This is a genomic window from Segniliparus rugosus ATCC BAA-974 (assembly GCF_000185725.2).
Taxonomy (GTDB): Bacteria; Actinomycetota; Actinomycetes; order Mycobacteriales; family Mycobacteriaceae; genus Segniliparus; species Segniliparus rugosus.
The window spans coordinates 696893-713033 of record NZ_KI391954.1; the positions used below are offsets into that span (position 1 = coordinate 696893).

Consider the following 16141-nt stretch of genomic DNA (forward strand, 5'->3'; position numbering starts at 1 on the left):
ACCGACTATGTTAGCTCGCGTACGAGCGCAGGCGCTCGGCTCGATCGCCATTGCGCAGTTTGACCATGACCTCGCGCTCAATCTGCCGGACGCGCTCTCGTGAGAGGCTGAAAATCTTTCCGATTTGATCCAGCGTCCGAGGCTGGCCGTCGTCGAGGCCGTAGCGCAGCCGGATGACTTGTTGCTCGGAATCGGACAGCGTCGCGAGCACGCTGCGGACATCGCGATGCAGGAATCCGGCGATCACGGCGTTCTCCGCGGAGGCGCCCTCGGAGTCCTCGATGAAATCGCCGAGCGGAGCCTCTTCGTCCGCGCCGACCGGCATGTCCAGGCTCACCGGGTCTCTGCTGTGGTCAAGGAGGTCCGCGATGCGGTGCTCGGGGATGCCGGTCTCGCGGGACAGCTCTTCGCTCGTCGCCTCCCTGCCGAGCTGCTGGTGCAGTTCGCGCTTGATGCGGGAGAGCTTGTTCACCTGCTCCACCAAATGCACGGGCAGCCGGATCGTGCGGCTTTGGTCCGCGACGCCCCTGGTGATGGCCTGACGGATCCACCAGGTCGCATAGGTCGAGAATTTGAAGCCCTTCGAGTAATCGAATTTCTCCATGGCCCGGATGAGGCCGAGGTTGCCCTCTTGGATCAGATCCAGCAGCGGGATCCCACGTCCGGTGTAGCGCTTGGCGAGGGAGACGACGAGGCGCAAATTCGCCTCAAGCAAATGCGTGCGCGCGGCTCGTCCGTCGCGGACCACGGCTTTCAGCTCGCGCCGACGCTGCGGCGTGAGCCCTTCGGACGTGTTGATCAGGTGCTCCGCGTACAGGCCGGCCTCGATGCTCTTCGCGAGCGTCACTTCGTCCTCCGCGGTGAGCAGGGCCGTGCGCCCAATGCCGTTGAGGTAGACGCGGACCAAGTCCGCCGCGGGGCTCTGCGTGTCGAGGTCTTCCTGCAGCCGCTCGCTCGCGACGTGGAGCCGCCCTGGGGCTTCGGCGATCTCCTCGGCCGAAGCGTCGGCCTCGAGTTCGACTTCGGCCTCTTCCGGGGCGTTCACGACAGATTTCACCTCAGCGACTTGCCGTTTGGCGCTTCGCGCCGCTTTCTTCGCCACGTCGAAGCTCGCAGGTGCGGATTGTGATGCCGATTTGACAGCGTTTGCCATATTGCTGACCTTCCTCTCTCGGACGGCTTACAGGGTTTAACGCGTCGGAGACGGGAAATGTTTCGTGTCCTAGGTCACAATTCTGTCGCGGGCCGCCCAAGGTCGACGACGGACGCGGGCCGCCCAAGGTCGACGACGGAGCGGTCTCTGCCGATGACGGGCTGCGCATCGCCAGAGCCGCCCTGGGAGGGGGAGAGCATGTCCGTCTTCTGTTTGCGCTTGGGCGGGCGGTCGTTGGCGATGAGCACGGCCATCCACGGCAATGGGATCGAAGCGGCGAGGATGGCCATCGCCAAGATGCCGTTGTGCAGTTCGGCGTACACCAGGGAGGCGAGGATGAAGAGCGGAATCCGGAACGACATCATGATCGTGTACTTCCGGACGCGAGCGCGCTGCTGATCCTGGAGCGAGGGTTCGGCCTCGGTGATCAGGGACGGCTCGGGTCGCTGCGCCATAGCCTCAAGTCTACGCCTCGGGCGTAGACTTGAGGCTATGAGACTGAGCCATATGAGCGTGGGCCTTGCCGACACCCAGACGATCGAGCGGTCCGACGTCGATTTGAACGAGGACACGGACTCTGACCGGCCCAAGTTCTTCCACTACGTGAAGAAAGCGAAGATCGTGGAGAGCGCGGTCACGGGCACGGTGGTCGAGGCGCTCTGCGGCGAGATTTTCACCGTGACCAAAGCGCCCAAGCCCGACTCGCCGGTCTGCCCGCGCTGCAAAGAGATGTACGACCTCATAGGCATGATCAACCCATAAACAGGGGGTCGGCGACCCACGTCGCGATCACCCACGTCACGATCAGCTGCGGCGGCCTCCCGCGAGGGCGGCTAGCTCGGCTCTCTTTCTTTCTCGGGGGCGCCTTTGCGGGATCCGTTGGGCAGCACCTCGTCGACCGCCCGGCCCAGGGTCGCGGTGGCCTGGTTGATGGCGGCGGACACCGAGCCCTTGAACATGCCTTCGCGCTCGTCCCCCTTGCGCGTCGGCCAAAAATGCTCGATCGCGGAGTTGAGCTCCGCGCCGAGGATGACCGACATGCCGATGAAGAAGGCGAGCAGGAGCATCGCGATCGGCGTGGCGAGCGCACCGTAGGTGTAGCCCGTCGAGGTGACCCAGTTGAGATACCACAACAGGCCGGAGCGGCCGACGAGGAAGAACAGCACGGCCAGCACCGCTCCGGGGACCAGCCGCCACCACGACGGGGGGACGGGCAGCGCGATGCGGTAGAACCATGAGAGGAAGAGCGTCACGCCGACGAACAGCGCCGGGCCGTAGAGGTCGTTGTACGCGCTGCTCAGGACCGGGTGGGTCTCTTGGGGAAGCCGGGTGGTGACCTCGTGCGGGGTGACCGACAACAGCGGCAGGGCGAACATGGCGCAGGCCAGGAAGACGATGTAGAGCCCGAGCGCGAAAATACGCTGTCGCACGGGGTGGCGCAGCTCGGTCTGGTTGTGGGCGCGGACGATGGAGTCGACGAACGCGGAAATCGCCGAGGAGCCAGCCCACAGCGAGAGGACGAAGCTCAGCGAGGTCACCTCCTCGCGGCCATGGGCGGTCACCGCCATCAGCGTCGGCCGGATCACCTCGTTGACGAGCTGCTGGCTCAGCGCCTGCTGGGCGAAGGCGAGGATCTTGTGCTGCACGTCTTCGAGCACCCCTGGGCCGAACCACGGGCTGACGTAGCCGAGGGTGCCGAGGAGGCCGAGGAACATCGGCGGAAGGGAGAGGATCTGCCAGAAGGCGGCTCCTGCGGATTCCGCGAAGATCGAGTGCTCCCAGCTCATCGCGAGCGCGCGGGTCACGACGCGCAGCGCCCCCCGGCCCGCCGAGACGACGGCCCGGACCGGACTAATTCGCGCGCGGGGCATGAGGGACAGTATTCCAGAGATCGGCGCGCAAGATTCCAGAGATCGGCGCACAGGCTCCGACTCGCCGATCTGGCGGCTTTGGCGGGGGAGGGCGGACCTGGCATCCTTGGGGCGAGACCCGCACGGAGGACAGGCCATGATCACGATCCATCTTCGCTACACGATCGACCCGGAGCAGCTCGACGTGTTCGAGGACTACGCCCGGCGCTGGATGGGCCTTGTCGAGCGTTTCGGCGGCGAGCACCACGGGTATTTCCTCCCAGAGGAAAGCGACAACGACGAGGCTTTCGCGTTGTTCACCTTCCCGTCGCTCGCCGAGTACGAGCGATACCGGCGCGCGGCGGAGTCCGACGACGATTGCGCCGCCGCGTACCGGCTCGCGCGGGACACCGGGTGCATCCGCCGGTACGAGCGCCGGTTCCAACGCCCCCTCTTCCCGCGCTCGTCCGCGTCGCGTCGCAGCCTGGCCGGTGCCGAGGCAGACCGAGGACAGCTGGACTGAGCCTGCGGCTAGTCCAGGTAGTCCCGCAGCACCTGGCTTCGCGACGGATGGCGCAGCTTCGACATCGTCTTCGACTCGATCTGGCGGATCCGCTCGCGGGTGACCCCGTAGACCTGGCCGATCTCGTCGAGCGTGCGCGGCTGACCGTCGGTGAGCCCGAAGCGCATCCGCACGACTCCGGCTTCGCGCTCGGAGAGCGTCTCCAGCACCGCCTGGAGCTGGTCCTGCAAGAGGGTGAAGCTCACCGCGTCGACCGCGACGACGGCCTCGGAGTCTTCGATGAAGTCGCCGAGCTGGCTGTCGCCCTCGTCGCCGATGGTCTGGTCGAGGGAGATGGGCTCGCGCGCGTACTGCTGGATCTCCAGCACCTTCTCCGGCGGGATGTCCATCTCCCTGCCCAGCTCCTCGGGGGTGGGCTCGCGGCCGAGGTCCTGGAGCAGCTCGCGCTGGATGCGCCCGAGCTTGTTGATGACCTCCACCATGTGCACGGGGATGCGGATCGTGCGCGCCTGGTCGGCCATGGCCCTGGTGATGGCCTGGCGGATCCACCAGGTCGCGTAGGTGGAGAACTTGTAGCCCTTGGAGTAGTCGAACTTCTCGACCGCGCGGATCAGGCCGAGGTTGCCCTCCTGGATCAGGTCCAAGAACGCCATCCCGCGACCGGTGTAGCGCTTGGCGAGGGAGACGACGAGGCGGAGGTTGGCCTCCAAAAGATGGTTCTTGGCCCGGTTCCCGTCTCGGACGACCCAGTTCATGTCCCGGCGCGAGGTGGTGGGCAGGCGGTCGCCCTCCTCGGTCGCGATCCGCAGCCGCTCCTGCGCGTAGAGCCCGGCCTCGATGCGCTTGGCGAGCTCCACTTCCTGCTCGGCGTTGAGGAGCGCGACCTTGCCGATCTGCTTGAGGTACGCGCGGACCGAGTCGGCCGACGCGGTGAGCTCGGCGTTCTTGCGCGCTTGGCGCAACGCCTCGGACTCGTCCTCGTCCCACACGAAGTCGCCCGCGGTCCGCTCGGGCTCCTCCTCGTCCGATGCTTCGCCGGAGGAGGCTTCCGACCCCTCGGCCTCTTCGGCTGCGTCCCCGTCGAACCCGTCGCCCGCGATGGAGTCGTCCTCGATCGCGATGTCGATGTCGAGATCGTCGTCGACCGGCTCCAGCTCGTCGAGCGAGGGCTCGTCCTCGCCGCCGGCGCGGGAGGTTTTCGCCTTGCTGGCTGGTGTCTTTTTCGCCGCCGCGGCGGTGCCTGTCGCAGCGGCTTTCTTCGTGGTCCGGCGCGCGCGGGTGGCTGGAGCGGCCGCAGCTTCCGCTTCGGGTCGTCCGTCTTCTTTCGACGCGGGAGCGGCTCCTCGGCGCTGTTTGGTTGCTACCACGGGACCCTTTCTAGCTTGCTACAGTGACCGGACCATTGTAACCCGTCAGGGCTGAGCTCCCGTCGCAATCGCGTGAGCTGCTCCGACGATGCCAGCCGTGTTGCGCAAGACGGCTGGGACGACCGGGGTGCGGCAGGTGAGCAGCGGAACCCACTTGTCGGCCTTGCGGCTGATCCCGCCGCCCACGACGAAGACGTCCGGCCACAAGACTGCTTCGAGGGCTTCCAACACGGTGGAGACGCGCGCCGCCCAGTCCGGGTAGCTGAGGTCTTCCCGGTCTTTGGCGGCGGACGAGGCGAGGTGCTCGGCCTCGTGCTTGCCGATCTTCAGATGGCCCAGCTCGGTGTTGGGGACGAGGACCCCGCCGCGCAACAGGCCCGAGCCGATGCCGGTGCCGAACGTCAAGAGCAGCACCGTGCCCTGGGAGTCTTTGGCCGCGCCGAACTGGTCTTCGGCGACGGCCGCCGCGTCGGCGTCGTTGAGCACCGCGACGTCGCGTCCTCCGAGCGCCTTCTTGAAAAGCTCGACGGCGTCCGTCCCGATCCAGCTCTGGTCCACGTTCGCGGCGGTGAGGATCTTTCCTTCGCGCACCACGCCGGGGTAGGTGATCCCGACCGGGCCGTCCCAGCCCGCCTCGTCGACGATTTTCGCGACGACTTCCGCCACGGCCTCCGGCGTGGACGGCTGTGGCGTGTCGTACTTGATCCGGTCGTTGAGAAGCTCGCCACTGGCGAGGTCCACGACGCCGCCTTTGATCCCGCTCCCGCCGATGTCGACCCCAAACCCCCTTTGGCCTGAGGCGTCGGTCGTGGTTTTCGCGTCGCTCATGGGTGTCCGCTCCTCGGTCTTGAGGTTCATTTTGACGAAACTTTCACATCCGCGTCCCAGTCTCGCGGTGGCGAGGACGTGACGTTTGTGCTGCGATGGGAACTATGCCAGCGCAGTCCAACACCGAAGGAAGTGCTCCAGTGTCCGTACCTGATTATGCCTTGCTGCGCGATCTCGCGTGCGATGTCGCGACTTCCGCGGCCGAGATGATCCGCCGTCGGCGGGCGGAGGTCTTCGCCTCCTCGGACGACCGGGGCGAGGGCTCGGTGCGCTCGAAGACGAGCGAGACCGATCCGGTGACGGTCGTCGACGTCGAGTCCGAGACGCTGATCCGGGAGTCGCTCGCGCGGTTGCGGCCCGGCGACGGGTTCCTCGGCGAGGAGGCGACCGGAAACACCGAAGGCACGTCCGAGACCGGGGTCGTCTGGGTCGTCGACCCGATCGACGGCACCGTCAACTTCCTCTACGGCGTGCCGGCCTACGCCGTGTCCATCGCGGCCCAGGTGGACGGGAGGACCGTCGCGGGCGCTGTCGTCGACGTGCCCCAGGGCTGGGTGTACTCGGCGGCGCGGGGCCAAGGCGCGACCGTGCAGCGCGCGGACCAAGGCACAAGGGAACTACGGGTCTCGGCGACCGAGTCGCTCGGCATGGCCCTGGTGTCCACCGGGTTCGGCTACAAGGCAGAACGCAGGATCGCGCAGGCCCGCCTCGCGGGCACGTTGCTGCCGATCGTCCGCGATCTGCGCAGGATCGGAGCCGCCGCGTTGGACTTGTGCCTGGTGGCGGCGGGCGGCCTGGACGCCCATGTGGAGCACGGCCTGAACCCGTGGGATTTCGCCGCCGGTTCGCTCATCGCCGAGGAGGCGGGGGCTTTGGTGCGGATTCCGCCGACCTCCGCCCGGTCCGATCAGGGCGAGCTCGTTCTGGTCGCGACCCCGAAGGTGTACCACGAGTTGGCGAGCGTGCTCGAAGAGCTGGGTTTCCTCGAATCCATCGCGTGAGCCGGCTCCGCGCCGCAGGGCGGAGACCTACGTTCGCGCGATGCCGCGCGGCTCCGGGACCGTGTTAGCAGGAAGGGGTGTGGAGGGCGCTGATAGCGTTCGGGTCCACAGGATCCCCTTTGCGCAGCGCCTGGAGGACGGAGCGGGCCGACGCGTTGTGGTTCAGCGTGTGGAACCCCGTGCCGAGCGCGAGGTCGACGGTGCTGTTGTCGCGCTCGTCGCGGATGAGCTCCGCGCACGGGGCCGTCAACCACACGGCGGCGGCCTGCTGCTGTCCGGACGGTCCGAAACGGATCTGCGCGAAGCACGACATCTTGTGCTCCGCGTACACCGAGTCGTTGTCCGCCGTGCTCCGGAAGCCGAGCCCGTTGAGCTCGCTCGAGACACGGCTCGCTTGCTGGTCGGCCCCGTTGGCGTTGAGCACGCGGACCCGGACGTCGGCGAGCGCCGAAGGCTCCACCCGCAGCAGCTGCTCCCGGCTGGCTTTGATCCATTGGGCTGGCGTGTTCTCCCCGGACGGCGGATGGCCGCAGTCGGTGCTCGGCCCGGATTCGCTCTTGGGCCAGACGATGATCCACGCGACGACCGCCACGGCGGCCAGAAGCCCGACAACGATGTAGTACGGGGTCGGACGACGGTGCGGCCACGGTTCGCCCTTCGGGTTCGTCGCCGATCCCACGGTGATCAGAGATACCAATGCGCAAGCCTTTCTTGCTTTGTCGTCCAGGTGAGAACTAACAGATTATCCGCCCTCCTTCCGCGCCTCATCAGCACTTCTGATAAAGCTCCCAGAATCATGTACACTCTTGCAGCCCCAGGGATCATCCAGGAACGGAGTAGGCACGAAGATTATGGCCACTGACTACGACGCACCCCGGCGCACAGAGGCCGACGATATCGTCGAAGACTCGCTTGAAGAGTTGACCTCCCGGCGCCACGACGGGCAGTCCGAGCTCGTCGACATCGACGATGGCGATCCCCTCGACGCCTTTGAACTGCCTGGCGCAGATCTTTCCGGCGAGGAGCTCTCCGTCCGAGTCCTGCCGAAGCAAGCGGACGAGTTCACGTGCACCAGCTGCTTCTTGGTCTACCACCGCAGCCGGCTGGCGCATGAGAGCGGTAATAGCCTCATCTGCATCGATTGCGCCTGATTCCCGCCATTCGGCGGGCGACCTGCGGCGTTGCGGCGGTCCTCGTGTGCCGCCGCTCCTTCGCCGCACACGCGGCGGCGCCGCGTCATGATCGCGTGTTCTGCCACTGTTCGATGACGCGGAGGAGTTTTTCGGGATTGGCGCTGGAGAAGAGCCAGTAGGGGGTGGGGTCGTCCGGGTCTTCGAGCACCACGAGCACGAGGGAGGGGATCCAGGCCCGGTGGACGACGAAAGCAGCGGGGTCCAACTGCCTGCCCAACGCGGCGGATTTCTCCTTCGGCTCGATCACAGCGCAACGGCTGGTGACGGCGAGCGGAATGTGCGCCCCGCCCACCCGCAGCTCGCCGGTCTCGTCGACCACGACCTCGCCTCGGGAGAGCCAGAACAGCACGAGCGAGGCGAGGGCCGCGCACACCAAAGCCGGGATCCAATAGGGGAAAGGCCGAAAGGCCAAGCTCACTGTGTACGCCGTGGCCCCGGACGCGGCGATGCCCAACGGCCACCACCACCACGGCACCCAAAGCTGTTCGCGGTACGCCATGAGAAGCACGGTAGTCTCTGAGCGTGGCTTCACCCAACGGCGGCTCGCTCGACACGGTGGCGTTCGTGCGCCTCGACCAAGAACTGGACCCTCCGGCCCGTGCTCATCCCGGAGACGCGGGCGTCGATTTGCGCGCCGTCGCGGATATCACGCTCGGCCCGGGCGAACGAGGGATCGTCGGCACTGGAGTCGCCGTCGCGCTCCCCGTCGGCTACGTCGGCCTGGTGCATCCGCGTTCCGGCCTCGCGGCCAGGGTCGGCCTGTCTATCGTGAACACCCCCGGCACCATTGACGCGGGCTATCGGGGCGAGGTCAAGGTCTGTCTGATCAACCTCGATCCGGCCGCCCCTATCGAGATCAGGCGAGGGGACCGCATCGCCCAGCTGCTGGTGCAGCGAGTCGAGCTGCCGGTGTTCCACGAGGTCGACTCGTTGGACGAGACGACGCGCGGCTCCGGGGGCTACGGCTCCTCCGGAGGGCACGCGGCGCTATGACGACCGCCGTCATCCGATTCGCCGCCCTATGAGGAAAGTCGACTTCGGGTCGATCGTCCTGCACGTCCCGGAGGGGGGCAGGCTGCGGCTGACGTTCGGACCGGGGGACGTGCTCCTCGCGGTCGCAGCGCTCTGCGAGTTCGGCGAGGTCGAGGTGCGCGCCCACGCGGCCCCGAAAGGGGTCAGGGCGGATCTCGGCGGGCAGTGGCGCCCCATGCTCACCGACCTCGCCGAGGAGCTGCGCGCGCAGGGGCTGCGGCTGTTCTTCCAGGATGGGCCGTGGGGCCGGGAGCTCATCGCGGTCGGGGGCGGCGCGTTCCACAGATTGATGGGCCGGGACGGGGACCGGTGGACGCTGGTCGCGGTCTCGGTCGGGCCGAACGACGGGGCGGCGCGGCTCACCGACTTCGCCCGAGAAATGCTCGGCGCGACGGAGGTCCGCCGGGGGGAGGAGCCGCACCCGGCGCGGGCGCTCCTGCCGCTCGTCGTCGGCGCCGCTGTCGGGGACTTCGAGCGCGTCGACCTCGTGCCGGACGCTCCTGCCGAGGATCCCGAACCGTTCCGCCCGGCTTTCCCCGATCCTGCGGCTCCGGGGGCTCAGGGCTCCGCCATGCAGCAGCTCAACCAGTTGCAGTCTTCGCTCTGAGCCGCCCGAGCGCTTCGAACGTCGCGTGGCCGAGCCGCGCGGGGTCTTCGCCGACTGCGGCGAAGGGGAGGGCGACGAGCTCGGCGTGGGGCAGGAGCGCCGCCCACTGGCGCGCGACCGCCACGGGGTGGAACGGATCCTCGCTCATCGCGCCAAGCGCGACCGGCAGCCGAAGCGATCGCAAGTCATCCTCGGTCGGCAGCGCGGTCCGGCCGATCTCTTCGAACGCTTCGGGCAGTTTCGGCCACTGCGCGGTCCACGAGCGCGCCAGCCGCTCGGCGACCCAGCCGGGGCCCCCGGCCCGCATCGCGTCGAGCAAAGGGGCCAAGCCTTGCTCGCGCAACAGCGCCGCGGTCTCTCTCGCGTTCTGCGCGGCAGGGGCCCCGGCAGGGTCGCCGAGCCACGCGGGCCAGCAGGCAAGCACCCCGAGGCACTGGTCCTGGTGCGCGCTCGCCCAGTGCGCCCCGACATGCGCCCCGAAGGAGAGCCCGCAGACGAGCACGCGGTCCGCGCCCCTGCTGGCCTGGTCCAACGCTGCGAGATAGCTTTCGCGCACCGCTCCGGGATCGGGGTCGACGGCGATGAGCGCGATCCCTTCTGCTTCGGCGGCGGGGCCGAAGATCTCGCGCATGAGCTCGGCGTCTGCCCCCGCGCCGGGAAGGCCGACCGCCACCGTGCTCTGTGGGTGCGACAAGGACATGCTGGCTATTGTCTAAGGCGCGGGAGGGGCGAGTGGCGTCGGGTGGAAAAGAGGTCTACTGTGGCACTGTGCCAAGTGCAACTCAGTACTTCAAACAACTGGCCAAGAAGCTCACCGCCGACCCGAGCGAACTCGACGACGAGGAGATCAGGGCGGAGGCGCGGGCGCTCGGAGCCGACCGCGCGGGCGAGTGCTCGGCAGGCGAGATCGTGAACCTCGTCGGGGAGTTGCGCAGCGTCTCGACCTGCCCGAAGAGCTTGAACGTCGGCGTGCACGCGGAATTCTTCGACGGCACGGACACTGTCTCTCTCGTGTGGATCGGGCGCACCCGTATCCCCGGCCTCGAGGTGGGCCGCTCGATCTCGGTTAGGGGCCGCCTCGGCTGCAAGGACAACGGCCGGAAGGTCATGTACAACCCGTATTACGAGCTGCTGGAAGAGGCCTGACCTTCCAAGCGCGCAAGCATGGAGGGCTCGTCGTATTCCACAGACGCGCGGGCTGAGCCGACGTTTCGCCGCAATCGCCAGCGCGCTGGCCGCCCTGGAGCCTCCCGGAGCTTACGACTCCAAGATCTCGCGCAGCTCGCTCTCGACCTCGGGCAGCGCGATGAACACGAGTTCGTCGCCGCCTTCGAGGGGGTCTTCCGCCAACGGGACGATCACGCGGTCTCCGCGCAAGATAGCCACGAGCGCGGTGTCCCTGGGGAGGGTGAGCTGACGGACGGCCCGCCCCGCCCACGGCGTGCTCTGCGGCAGCGTGAGCTCCACCAGGTTCGCCTTGCCCTGCCGGAAGGTCATGAGCCGGACCAGGTCGCCGACGGACACGGCCTCGTCCACGAGCGCGGCGAGCATCCTCGGCGTTGACACGGCCACGTCCACGCCCCACGAGTCGTTGAACAGCCACTCGTTGCGGGGGTCGTTCACCCGCGCGACGACGCGGGGCACGGCGAACTCGGTCTTGGCGAGTAGGCTGACCACGAGATTGGCCTTGTCGTCCCCGGTCGCGGCGACCACGACGGAGTAGTTCTCCAGCCCTGCGGCCTCAAGGTGCTTGAGCTCGCACGCGTCCGCCTGCATCCAGCTCGCCTGGGGGACGGACTCCTGGTCGATGTGGCTCGGGTCGCGCTCGATGAGCAGCACTTCGAGCTCGTGCTGGATCAACTCCCGCGCGATGGAGCGGCCGACCGCCCCCGCGCCTGCTATCGCGACCCTCACTGGTCCTCCTCTTTCGGCTCGGCCACCGCGATGGAGAAGGCTTTCGGCAGGTCGCCGACCTTCACCGCGACATAAACGATGTCCTCGGCCTGCAGAATGGTCTTCCCGGTCGGGAGGATGGGCTCGCCGAACCGATGCAAGAACACCGCCCGCGCCCCGGTGGCCTCCTCGAAGCGTTTCACCGCTTTTCCTGCCCACTGCTCGTGCCGGGGCAGGGCGGTGACCTCGATCCCGCCGGAGGGGTCGCGCCAGGTGGCGATCTCGCTGGTCTCGGTGAGGGCGAACAGGAAGCGCTCGGTCGCCCACGGCACCGTGGTCACGGTCGGAATCCCGAGCCGCTCGTAGACCTGGGCCCGTTTGTGGTCGTAGATCCTCGCCACCACCTTCGGGACGCCGAAGATCTCCTTGCAGACCCTGGCGGAGATGATGTTCGAGTTGTCGCCCGAGGAGACCGCCGCGAACGCGTCCGCCTTCTTCACGCCCGAACGCAGCAACACGTCCCGGTCGAAGCCCTGCCCGAGGACGCATTGCCCTGGGAAGTCGGAGCCGAGGCGGTGGAAGGCGGTTCCGTCGCGGTCGATGACGGCGACCTCGTGGCCGAGCCTGACGAGGGCGAGGGAGAGGGCGGCTCCGACTCGGCCGCAGCCCATGACTACTACACGCACGCCCAGAGGCTACCTTACTATTCCTAAGGGCAACGGGCTGCGCCAGAAGCCCTTCCCACAGAGAGAGCCTGAGGAGGCCCGGTTTGGCGGTGACGTCGACGCTCTCAGGAGCAGTCAAGCGATTGGTCCTGGGGCGTCCTTTCCGCAGCGACAAGCTCAGCCACACGCTGTTGCCCAAGCGCATCGCGCTCGCCGTGTTCGCCTCCGACGCCATGTCCTCGGTCGCGTACGCCCCGCAGGAGGTGTTCCTCGTCCTGTCGACGGCGGGGCTCGGCGTGTACGCGCACGCGCCGTGGATCGGGCTCGCGGTGGCGTTCGTCCTCGCCGTCGTGGTGGCCAGCTACCGGCAGAACGTGCACGCCTACCCGTCCGGCGGCGGGGACTTCGAAGTGGTCACCACGAATTTGGGCGACACCCCCGGTCTGGTCGTCGCCAGCGCGCTCATGGTCGACTACGTGCTCACCGTTGCGGTCTCCATCTCCTCCGCCGTGGAGAACATAGGCTCTGCGGCTCCGTTCATCGACCAGCACAAGGTCTTGACTTCGGTGGTGCTCATCGTGCTGCTCACCGCGATGAACCTGCGCGGGGTGCGCGAGTCGGGGACGGCCTTCGCGATCCCGACCTACGCGTTCATCGGCGCGATCGGCGTCATGCTCGCCTGGGGGTTCGCGCAGTTGGCGACCGGCCGCCAGGTGCGGGCCGAGTCCGCCGGCTTCGACTTGGTCGCGCAGCATTCCCAGCTGACGCAGGCGGCGTTCGTGTTCCTCCTCGCCAGGGCGTTCTCCTCGGGCTGCGCGGCGTTGACGGGGGTCGAGGCGATCAGCAACGGCGTTCCCGCTTTCCGCAAGCCGAAGTCGAAGAACGCGGCGACCACGCTGCTCATGCTCGGTTCGATCGCCGTGGTGCTCTTTCTCGGCATCTTGGTCCTGTCGATCAAAATCGGCGTGCACTACGCGGAGTCCTCGGAGCAGCTCGCCGGGGCCCCCGCCGACTATCAGCAGAAGACGGTGATCGCGCAGCTGGCGCAGGCGGTGTTCGCGGGCTTCCCCGCAGGGTTCTATTTCGTCGCGGTGGTGACCGCGCTCATCTTGGCCTTGGCCGCGAACACGGCGTTCAACGGCTTCCCCGTGCTGGGCTCGGTGCTCGCCCAGCACAGCTATTTGCCGAGGCAGTTCCACACGCGGGGCGACCGGCTCGCGTTCTCCAACGGCATCGGGTTCCTCGCCGTCGCGGCCATCGCGTTCGTGGTCAGCTTCCACGCGCAGGTGACCTCGCTCATCCAGCTCTACATCGTCGGCGTCTTCGTCTCCTTCACCTTCAGCCAGACCGGCATGATCCGGCATTGGACGAGGCTATTGAAGGCGGAGGCCGACCCCGCCGCGCGGCGGAAGATGACGCGCTCACGGGTCATCAACGCCATCGGCCTTGCGATGACCGGGTTCGTGCTCGTCGTGGTGCTGGTCACGAAGTTCTTCGCCGGGGCGTGGATCGCGATCCTCGCGATGTCGGTCATCTTCGTGGTGATGCGGCTGATCCGCAAGCACTACGACTCGGTGAGCGTCGAGCTCGCCTCGCAGGAGCTGAGCAAGGTGCTGCCGAGCCGCAGCCATTCGCTGGTGCTGGTCTCGAAGGTGCACCTGCCGACGATGCGGGCGCTCGCCTACGCGAAGGCCACCCGGCCGGACACCCTCGAGGCGATCACCGTCAACGTGGACGACAAGGACACCCACCAGCTCATGGAGGCGTGGGAGGAGAGCGGCATCGAAGTGCCGCTGAAAGTGATCGCCTCCCCGTACCGGGAGGTGACCCGGCCGGTGTTGGACTACGTGCGCAGGCTGCGCCGGGACGCGCCGAGGGACGTGGTGATCGTCTTCATCCCCGAGTACGTGGTGGGCCATTGGTGGGAGCAGTTCCTGCACAACCAGAGCGCGTTGCGCCTGAAGGGGGCCCTGCTTTTCGAGCCCGGCGTCATGGTGACTTCGGTGCCGTGGCAGTTGCATTCTTCTGAGCGGCGCAAACGGGACGACACGTTGGGGCTGGCCCCAGGATCGCTGCGCCGAGGTTTGACGAGCGGTCCCGGCGGGCGCCCTGTGGCGTAGACTGAGCGCATGTTGAGCTCGATAACGTCTCCGGGCGATCTGCGCGCGCTCTCCCCGAGCCAGGTGGCGCGATTGGTCGGCGAGATCCGAGAATTCCTCATCGAGAAGGTCTGCGCGAGCGGGGGGCACCTCGGGCCGAACCTCGGCGTGGTGGAGCTGACCGTCGCGCTGCACCGGGTGTTCGAGTCGCCGAACGACGCCATCGTTTTCGACACCGGGCACCAGAGCTACGTGCACAAGCTGTTGACCGGGCGGGCCGAGGGCTTCGACCGGCTCCGCAAACGCGGAGGACTGTCCGGATATCCGGAGCGGGCCGAGAGCGAGCACGACTGGACCGAGTCCTCGCACGCCTCCGCCGCGCTGTCCTACGCGGACGGCCTCGCGAAGGCATTCGAGCTGGGCGGCGGCGGCCGGTCGGTGGTCGCGGTGGTGGGCGACGGGGCGTTGACCGGCGGCATGTGCTGGGAGGCGCTCAACAACATCGCCGCGTCGGGACGGCCGGTGGTGATCGTCGTGAACGACAACGGCCGGTCGTACTCGCCGACCATCGGCGGGCTCGCGGACCGGCTCACCGCCCTGCGGCTGCAGCCGGAGTACGAGCAGCTCTTGCGCGGGGGTCGCGAGGTCTTACGCCGGGTCCCGGTCGTCGGGGAGACGGCCTACCGGCTCATCCACGCGGTGAAGACCGGGGTGAAGGACGCGGTGAGCCCTCAGGCGCTCTTCTCCGACCTCGGGATCAAATACCTTGGGCCGATCGACGGGCACGACGAGCCCGCGCTGGAGGAGGCGTTGCGCCGGGCCAAGCATTTCGGCGGGCCGGTGATCGTGCACGCGCTGACCCAGAAGGGCAAGGGCTTCGCGCCCGCCGAGGCGGACCAGGACGAGCAGATGCACGCCATCGGGGCGATCGATCCGGTGGTCGGCTGCGCGCTCGCTCCTGCGAAGCCGGGGTGGACGAGCGTGTTCTCGAAAGAGCTCGTGGCGCAGGGGGAGCGGCGCGAGGATCTGGTCGCGATCACCGCCGCGATGCCGGGGCCGACCGGGGTGAAAGCGTTCGGCGAGCGGTTCCCCGACCGGATGTTCGACGTCGGCATCGCCGAGCAGCACGCGCTGACCTCGGCGGCGGGCCTCGCGCTCGGCGGGCTGCGCCCGGTGGTCGCGGTGTACTCGACGTTCCTGAACCGGGCGTTCGACCAGCTGCTCATGGACGTGGCGCTGCTCAAGCTGCCGGTGACGTTGGTGCTCGACCGGGCCGGGGTCACCGGCGACGACGGGGCGAGCCACAACGGGATGTGGGATCTCTCGATCCTCTCTGTCGTGCCGGGGCTGCGCGTCGCCGCCCCCGCGACGGGGAGCGGCTGCGCGAGGAGCTCGGCGAAGCGCTCGACGTGGCGGACGGCCCGACCGCGCTGCGGTTCCCGAAGGGGCAGGTGCCGTCGGACATCCCGGCGGCGCGCAGGCTCCCGGACGGCGTCGACGTGCTGGAGGAGGACAAGACGGGGCGCGCGGACGTGCTGCTCGTCTCGGTCGGCGCGTTCGCGCCGCTCGCGCTCCAGGTCGCCAAAGCGCTGCGGGAACTGGGCTTCGGCGTGACCGCGGTGGACCCGCGCTGGGTGCTGCCGTTGCCGGAGTCGGTGCTCGAACTCGCCGCCGAGCACGCGCTGGTCGTGACGTTGGAGGACAGCGGGGAGCGCGGCGGGGTCGGCTCGACCCTCTCCCAGACGCTGCGCGGCCGCGACGTGGACGTCCCGTGCCGGGACATCGCGCTGCCGCAGCGGTTCTACAGCCACGGCACGCGGGCGCAGGTGCTCGAAGAGGCAGGCATCACGGCGGAAGAGCTCATCGGCAAGATCAGCGGCTGGGCCGAGAAGCACACCGGCAAGCGAGCGAGCACGATGGCCTCCTAGCC

The 16141-nt window shown here is 68.1% G+C and carries 18 protein-coding genes and 1 pseudogene; 9 read left to right on the plus strand and 10 right to left on the minus strand.

The genetic code is table 11. The features are described 5' to 3' along the window. Positions 1 to 10 precede the first annotated feature (10 nt). Together HMPREF9336_RS13140 and HMPREF9336_RS17605 are read right to left on the minus strand one after the other, a co-directional pair. Positions 11 to 1153, minus strand: a complete 1143-nt coding sequence (locus tag HMPREF9336_RS13140) for a sigma-70 family RNA polymerase sigma factor (RefSeq protein WP_021030664.1) — start codon at positions 1151 to 1153, stop codon at positions 11 to 13. Positions 1154 to 1227: 74 nt separating this feature from the next. Then, a complete protein-coding gene (locus HMPREF9336_RS17605) occupies positions 1228 to 1608 on the minus strand; it encodes a DUF3099 domain-containing protein (protein ID WP_007467767.1) in 381 nt (126 codons plus the stop codon). Positions 1609 to 1660: 52 nt separating this feature from the next. On the opposite strand from HMPREF9336_RS17605, the gene HMPREF9336_RS13150 reads away from it, so the two are divergent. Beyond that, complete coding sequence (locus tag HMPREF9336_RS13150; RefSeq protein WP_007467770.1) at positions 1661 to 1915, plus strand: DUF3039 domain-containing protein; 255 nt, start codon at positions 1661 to 1663, stop codon at positions 1913 to 1915. A gap of 71 nt (positions 1916 to 1986) precedes the next feature. Here the strand turns inward: HMPREF9336_RS13150 and HMPREF9336_RS13155 are convergent, their stop codons facing one another. Continuing rightward, positions 1987 to 3024 carry a YihY/virulence factor BrkB family protein gene (locus HMPREF9336_RS13155; protein WP_007467772.1) on the minus strand — a complete coding sequence of 346 codons (1038 nt, stop codon included), beginning with the start codon at positions 3022 to 3024 and terminating at the stop codon, positions 1987 to 1989. A 136-nt stretch (positions 3025 to 3160) separates the two neighbouring features. Here HMPREF9336_RS13155 and HMPREF9336_RS13160 point away from each other — a divergent pair, with 136 nt between their 5' ends. After that, the gene (locus tag HMPREF9336_RS13160; RefSeq protein WP_007467774.1) at positions 3161 to 3526 is read left to right on the plus strand and encodes an NIPSNAP family protein; all 366 of its coding nucleotides are present in this window, start codon (positions 3161 to 3163) and stop codon (positions 3524 to 3526) included. An 8-nt stretch (positions 3527 to 3534) separates the two neighbouring features. Here the strand turns inward: HMPREF9336_RS13160 and HMPREF9336_RS13165 are convergent, their stop codons facing one another. Both HMPREF9336_RS13165 and ppgK read right to left on the minus strand, forming a co-directional pair. After that, entirely contained in the window at positions 3535 to 4893 is a 1359-nt protein-coding gene (locus HMPREF9336_RS13165) for an RNA polymerase sigma factor (protein WP_007467776.1), read from the minus strand. 45 nt (positions 4894 to 4938) lie between these two features. After that, a complete protein-coding gene (gene ppgK, locus HMPREF9336_RS13170) occupies positions 4939 to 5721 on the minus strand; it encodes a polyphosphate--glucose phosphotransferase (protein ID WP_007467778.1) in 783 nt (260 codons plus the stop codon). Positions 5722 to 5825: 104 nt separating this feature from the next. Here ppgK and HMPREF9336_RS13175 point away from each other — a divergent pair, with 104 nt between their 5' ends. Continuing rightward, a complete protein-coding gene (locus HMPREF9336_RS13175) occupies positions 5826 to 6722 on the plus strand; it encodes an inositol monophosphatase family protein (protein ID WP_051357353.1) in 897 nt (298 codons plus the stop codon). 64 nt (positions 6723 to 6786) lie between these two features. On the opposite strand, the gene cei is transcribed toward HMPREF9336_RS13175, so the two are convergent. Then, positions 6787 to 7419 (minus strand): envelope integrity protein Cei, encoded by a 633-nt coding sequence (gene cei / locus HMPREF9336_RS13180; RefSeq protein ID WP_007467782.1) that lies wholly within the window; start codon positions 7417 to 7419, stop codon positions 6787 to 6789. A gap of 154 nt (positions 7420 to 7573) precedes the next feature. Here cei and HMPREF9336_RS13185 point away from each other — a divergent pair, with 154 nt between their 5' ends. Then, a complete protein-coding gene (locus HMPREF9336_RS13185) occupies positions 7574 to 7873 on the plus strand; it encodes a DUF4193 domain-containing protein (RefSeq protein ID WP_007467784.1) in 300 nt (99 codons plus the stop codon). 85 nt (positions 7874 to 7958) lie between these two features. Here HMPREF9336_RS13185 and HMPREF9336_RS13190 read toward each other — a convergent pair whose 3' ends face one another. Then, a complete protein-coding gene (locus HMPREF9336_RS13190; protein ID WP_021030665.1) occupies positions 7959 to 8414 on the minus strand; it encodes a DUF3093 domain-containing protein in 456 nt (151 codons plus the stop codon). A 23-nt stretch (positions 8415 to 8437) separates the two neighbouring features. Between HMPREF9336_RS13190 and dut the strand changes: the two genes are divergently transcribed. Both dut and HMPREF9336_RS13200 read left to right on the plus strand, forming a co-directional pair. After that, complete coding sequence (dut, locus tag HMPREF9336_RS13195; protein WP_007467788.1) at positions 8438 to 8908, plus strand: dUTP diphosphatase; 471 nt, start codon at positions 8438 to 8440, stop codon at positions 8906 to 8908. Positions 8909 to 8936: 28 nt separating this feature from the next. After that, positions 8937 to 9554 (plus strand): DUF3710 domain-containing protein, encoded by a 618-nt coding sequence (locus tag HMPREF9336_RS13200; RefSeq protein WP_021030666.1) that lies wholly within the window; start codon positions 8937 to 8939, stop codon positions 9552 to 9554. Here the strand turns inward: HMPREF9336_RS13200 and HMPREF9336_RS13205 are convergent. After that, on the minus strand, positions 9529 to 10254 hold the full coding sequence (locus HMPREF9336_RS13205; protein ID WP_021030667.1) for an alpha/beta fold hydrolase: 726 nt from the start codon (positions 10252 to 10254) through the stop codon (positions 9529 to 9531). The two genes, HMPREF9336_RS13200 and HMPREF9336_RS13205, sit on opposite strands and share 26 nt — an antisense overlap. Before the next feature lie 68 nt (positions 10255 to 10322). On the opposite strand from HMPREF9336_RS13205, the gene HMPREF9336_RS13210 reads away from it, so the two are divergent. After that, positions 10323 to 10700: an OB-fold nucleic acid binding domain-containing protein gene (locus HMPREF9336_RS13210; RefSeq protein WP_007467795.1), complete on the plus strand. Its 378-nt coding sequence runs from the start codon at positions 10323 to 10325 to the stop codon at positions 10698 to 10700. A 111-nt stretch (positions 10701 to 10811) separates the two neighbouring features. On the opposite strand, the gene HMPREF9336_RS13215 is transcribed toward HMPREF9336_RS13210, so the two are convergent. Together HMPREF9336_RS13215 and HMPREF9336_RS13220 are read right to left on the minus strand one after the other, a co-directional pair. Then, positions 10812 to 11468: a potassium channel family protein gene (locus HMPREF9336_RS13215; RefSeq protein ID WP_007467797.1), complete on the minus strand. Its 657-nt coding sequence runs from the start codon at positions 11466 to 11468 to the stop codon at positions 10812 to 10814. Further along, positions 11465 to 12133, minus strand: a complete 669-nt coding sequence (locus HMPREF9336_RS13220; protein ID WP_007467799.1) for a potassium channel family protein — start codon at positions 12131 to 12133, stop codon at positions 11465 to 11467. The genes HMPREF9336_RS13215 and HMPREF9336_RS13220 overlap by 4 nt, the downstream gene beginning before the upstream one ends. A gap of 83 nt (positions 12134 to 12216) precedes the next feature. On the opposite strand from HMPREF9336_RS13220, the gene HMPREF9336_RS13225 reads away from it, so the two are divergent. Together HMPREF9336_RS13225 and dxs are read left to right on the plus strand one after the other, a co-directional pair. After that, complete coding sequence (locus HMPREF9336_RS13225; protein ID WP_021030670.1) at positions 12217 to 14232, plus strand: APC family permease; 2016 nt, start codon at positions 12217 to 12219, stop codon at positions 14230 to 14232. Between the two features lie 9 nt (positions 14233 to 14241). Beyond that, positions 14242 to 16139 (plus strand): annotated as a pseudogene (gene dxs, locus HMPREF9336_RS13230) (1-deoxy-D-xylulose-5-phosphate synthase). Positions 16140 to 16141 lie beyond the last annotated feature (2 nt).